This is a genomic window from Morganella sp. EGD-HP17 (genome assembly GCF_000512315.2).
Lineage (GTDB): Bacteria > Pseudomonadota > Gammaproteobacteria > Enterobacterales > Enterobacteriaceae > Morganella > Morganella morganii.
Genome location: NZ_AZRH01000039.1, coordinates 1 through 4,139, shown reverse-complemented (window position 1 = coordinate 4,139; position 4,139 = coordinate 1). Strand labels below are relative to the sequence as shown.

The 4,139-nt window shown below is 38.4% G+C and carries 6 protein-coding genes; 1 reads left to right on the top strand and 5 read right to left on the bottom strand.

Going from position 1 to position 4,139, the window contains the following annotated elements; genetic code table 11:
- The 4 genes from X965_RS18410 to X965_RS18395 form a co-directional block, all read right to left on the bottom strand.
- Positions 1 to 280: type IV conjugative transfer system pilin TraA (locus X965_RS18410; RefSeq protein WP_036419681.1), on the bottom strand; the 280-nt coding region annotated here is incomplete at its 3' end.
- Between the two features lie 249 nt (positions 281 to 529).
- A complete protein-coding gene (locus X965_RS18405) occupies positions 530 to 721 on the bottom strand; it encodes a TraY domain-containing protein (RefSeq protein ID WP_036419678.1) in 192 nt (63 codons plus the stop codon).
- An 11-nt stretch (positions 722 to 732) separates the two neighbouring features.
- Positions 733 to 1,482 (bottom strand): hypothetical protein, encoded by a 750-nt coding sequence (locus X965_RS18400; protein ID WP_036419676.1) that lies wholly within the window; start codon positions 1,480 to 1,482, stop codon positions 733 to 735.
- Positions 1,483 to 1,652: 170 nt separating this feature from the next.
- Positions 1,653 to 2,054 carry a relaxosome protein TraM gene (locus X965_RS18395; RefSeq protein ID WP_072144606.1) on the bottom strand — a complete coding sequence of 134 codons (402 nt, stop codon included), beginning with the start codon at positions 2,052 to 2,054 and terminating at the stop codon, positions 1,653 to 1,655.
- A 477-nt stretch (positions 2,055 to 2,531) separates the two neighbouring features.
- Between X965_RS18395 and X965_RS18390 the strand changes: the two genes are divergently transcribed.
- A complete protein-coding gene (locus tag X965_RS18390; RefSeq protein ID WP_036419682.1) occupies positions 2,532 to 2,981 on the top strand; it encodes a transglycosylase SLT domain-containing protein in 450 nt (149 codons plus the stop codon).
- 244 nt (positions 2,982 to 3,225) lie between these two features.
- On the opposite strand, the gene X965_RS18385 is transcribed toward X965_RS18390, so the two are convergent.
- On the bottom strand, positions 3,226 to 4,139 hold a 914-nt coding region (locus X965_RS18385), incomplete at its 5' end, for an ArdC family protein (protein WP_036419673.1).

Sequence of the window (4,139 nt, the reverse complement as noted above, 5' to 3'; positions counted from 1 at the left end):
TGTACAGAATGAAGACCAGGATAACTTCGGCCAGCATGAAGTAATACATCATGGTGGAGTCTTCACCGAAGGTGTCCGCCGCATCCTCTTTACCGGCGGCGGTCAGGTCTTCCGCGTTGGCAACCCCGCGGGCAGCCAGCCAGAGTGCCAGCGGGGCGGCCACATACTTAAACAGGGTTTTGGCGGTTTTGCTGTTGACCGCCGCCAGCGCACGGGCAAACAGACCCTTTTTTGCCGCCGGTTGCGCGGCATTATTATTCATGACAGACATTTCACTCATTATAAATTCCTTTTGAGTACACTGAAAAATGATGCGGTAACCATTATTACCGTCATCGTCCGGGCAATATTACCCGGCATATTTCCTGTATATTGAGTAAAAAGAAATAGGCCGTGTAACACTGCCGGAATCAGGGTATAGCTACCGCACGGATTTGCCCTGCCCTGTTTTCAGGCAAAGCGATACCGTTGCTGTGAAATACAACAAATAAGAGATAAAAAGAAAATATTATTAATATTTAATTACATTTTAATATTTCGTCAGTAACTGCTGATAATGACCTTCAATATGATTTACATCCCGGAGACTTTCAGATAAACGGATAATTGCCTCAATAGCCTTTGTGCGTTTTGACTGTCTGGCGGATTCAGTCAGTAAGCGGTTGGTTTCGGCAGAAATCGAAATACTGATCGTAATCGGACGATATTCTTTCTGTTTCATAAAATTCTCATTTATAGATTAAAATCTGAATGACTATATGTGAAAATTTTTACTGTGTCTGTACCATTTAATGGTATGTTTTTATATACAGTGGTTTTAATGGTGCTTTTATATATTAACGATGCAGGAACATAATTATACCAACCCAATAATTTTGCTACTTTTTTAAATAGATCACGATCAAATAACTCTAATTTTCTCACACCTAGCAGACGCTTTATCGCTATATTTATTGAGTTAGGCTTTTGTTTTAGATAAATAGAAATTCTTTCTGTTGTGAAGTCATGAATTACCAACCAAGCAATAAGCCAATCTTTCTGACTAATTTTATCAAATGGATTAACATCCCTTAGTAACTCAATGGCGTACTCTATTGTTAACTTATTACCTAAGTTATCTTTATAATAAAAATTATTCAAATCCATAAGAATTAAATCAAGATAATTTTCATTATTTAAAGTAAGAAACATTACATAACATTCGCCACCATCAATAATAAAAGAATCAAAATTAATTTCATATGGCTTAAATACTGATTCAACTTCATCTTGTAAAAAGATAACGCCTGATTTAAATAAAAAAAATTGATCAGTTTTTTTAGGCTGGAAAAAACATTCAGGCAGGACGTCACTCATCTCGAGGATATGGCAATTTTTATCAAAAATGCACCAGTAAGATGATTTTTTATTCAGATTTAGCAGTAAATGCTTAAAATCTTCTTGAGATCTCGAACAAAGATCAATAGCATGTTCGTTAGACATGTAACCGTCTCCAAAAGGTATGGGTTATGTGTTTAGCTCAGTAGGAAAGCTAGCACTTTCTTACTGAGCGATTTCTTAAATTTTAAATTACATAAAATATAACACACACTAAAGTCAAATAACAATAAAAATGATTGCTATGCATCACAAAATGATGTTCATATCAGCAATCATTTTATCCACTCTTTATCTTCAAAAAACTTCGCTAACAACTCATCCCTTTCAGCTTTCATTTTTTGAACTGCTTCTCTGAAATCATAACGGGAATCTGATTTTATCTCCTGCAGATCAAACAGCATTTCAAATATTTTTTGCAGACAGACTTTCGATTTAACAAGGTCATCCATAATCTGCTTCTTATAAAGCTCTTCCCAGGTATAACCGTCATCTCCTAATTCTTCTGATTTTTTTTTCAGATTCATGGTAACCCGGATACCTATCTCCAGCATTTCAGAACTGACACTCGACATATTGGCATCCGAAAAACTGGCACCGTCAACTCTCCGCTCTTCCACAATAGATTTTAAAGCATCATACGTTTTCTGATTCATATAAACATTCTGTCGTGCCATAATATTATTCTCTCTTATTTTGGTGCTTTATTAGTGCTGACAAAAAAAACAGCCAGATAATGAAAAGTGCCTTCTTAGTGCTTTTTATCATCAAAATAAGCACCAATCAAGCTAATCACGCAGCACCATTCCAGCACAACCAAGGGGCACTGATTTAGCACTTTAAATTTAACATATTGATATTGATGAATTAGCCACTCAAAAGCCATTTTTTTGGCCGGATAAAGCCCCGATTTAACACTAAAAGAGCACTGTGATTTCGATAAATCTTAAATATTTCATATTATTTTAACTATAAGACACTGATATTAAAATAAATTCATGCAAATTTTAAATTTGCGTAGTGTGTGGAAATCTATTTTCAGAGAAGACTATTTTGTATCTTGTGCCTTGCGTGTATTCACAAATAAAATCCCGCTTCCGTTTTTTGGTGAAAAATGCTGTAATCCATGAAAGTTAGTCACTGACGTGGATATTATGAAAACGCTTTTCACATTATTTTCTGCATTGATGTTTCCTGCTCTGTCAGTAGCACAGGATTGCTATGATCTTGCCGGTCGTGATTATCATGTTGACCCGGATTTATTAAGGGCTGTTTCATTCAGAGAGTCATCATTTCGTACTGATGCCCTTAACCGTGTGTCTGATGAAAAATATGCCATTGGCCTGATGCAGATCCATTCTCAGAATTTTAATGAACTCAGAAAGTACGGCATTCATGAAAATATTCTGAAACAGGATCCCTGCATGAATATTTATACCGGCGCTTATTACCTGGCTAAATTCATTCAGCTTGAAAAGGATATCTGGCGGGGTGTGGGGGCTTACAATGCAGGCAGGAAAAAATCACCTGAGCAGGAGCTTAAAAGACAGCGTTACGCTGCCGAAATTTATGTTATCTACAGAAACATAAAAAACCGTCATTAGTGCATTGACTATATCCAACGATGTAATTATTCTGATGGTGATAAAATTTTAGTTGGTGGTTTTATCACGGCGGGGGCGTTTTTCATGCCCCCGTCAATTTAAACACAAAATCGTATTATTCCTTTTGATGTTTTTTTGATTTCTTCAATGTCTTTATCATTTTACCTTTTCCTCATTTTATCCCTTAGCCACCGGAGCTATATTCAGTTACAACGGCGGCATAATCAGAGATTACAGACTTTAATTAACACTCTGTCAGATACCGGTGTGCTTTTGATGCTGCGCTCGCGGCTTTAAATATAAACCGTTTATCATCATTCAGTGCTTTCAGCCATGAGGATATATAGCTTTCATGCTGCACATCACCGGTTATTCCCAAATCCGCCATTAAAAAGGCACATCCTAATTCTGCTATCAATTCCTCAAAGGCATATTTGTCGGAACCGTATTTACCGCCCTTTTCTCTGTTTAAACGGAATTTCGCTCCTGTCCAGTGAATTAATTCATGATTCAGTGTCGCATAAAAATCAGCGGCATTATTAAAACGGTATCTTTCAGGTAAATATATTTCATCAGTAGACGGACGGTAAAACGCCTGTATGCCTTTCTCTGTAATTTTAGCACCGCTGCGGATTGTCAGAGCTTCGGCTTTTTCTATGGGATCAAATAACGCCGCCGGTAATGCTGCATATTCAACCGCTAAATTATCAATCTGCTGCACATTAAAAACGGTAAAAGTTTTCAGCATAGGGATATGTTCAGTCTCCCCTTCCTCGTTTTCTTTTTCCAGCATTTTGTAATAAATAATGGTGGTGCCGTGCTCGCCTTTACGAACCTGACCGCCCTGCTCTGCCGCCTGTTTATAAGTCAGCCACCGGGGGTCAGTATAACCCTGCTCCGCTGCACTGCTCCACAGCAGCATAATATTAATTCCGCTGTAAGCTGTGCCGGTTGAAAAATTAGCCGGTAACCCGGAAACAGCCCCGTTACCTGTCCACGGACAGACCCAGGGTTTTACGCCCGCTTCCAGCGCCCTGATGATGTTATCTGTCACCGTCTGATACATATCCGGTTTTGCTTTGCGCTTTGAACATTTCGTTTTTGAGGAGCCTGACTGCTCCAGCGGGGATACGCTGGTCGCCGCTGCGGGGTTAGGGA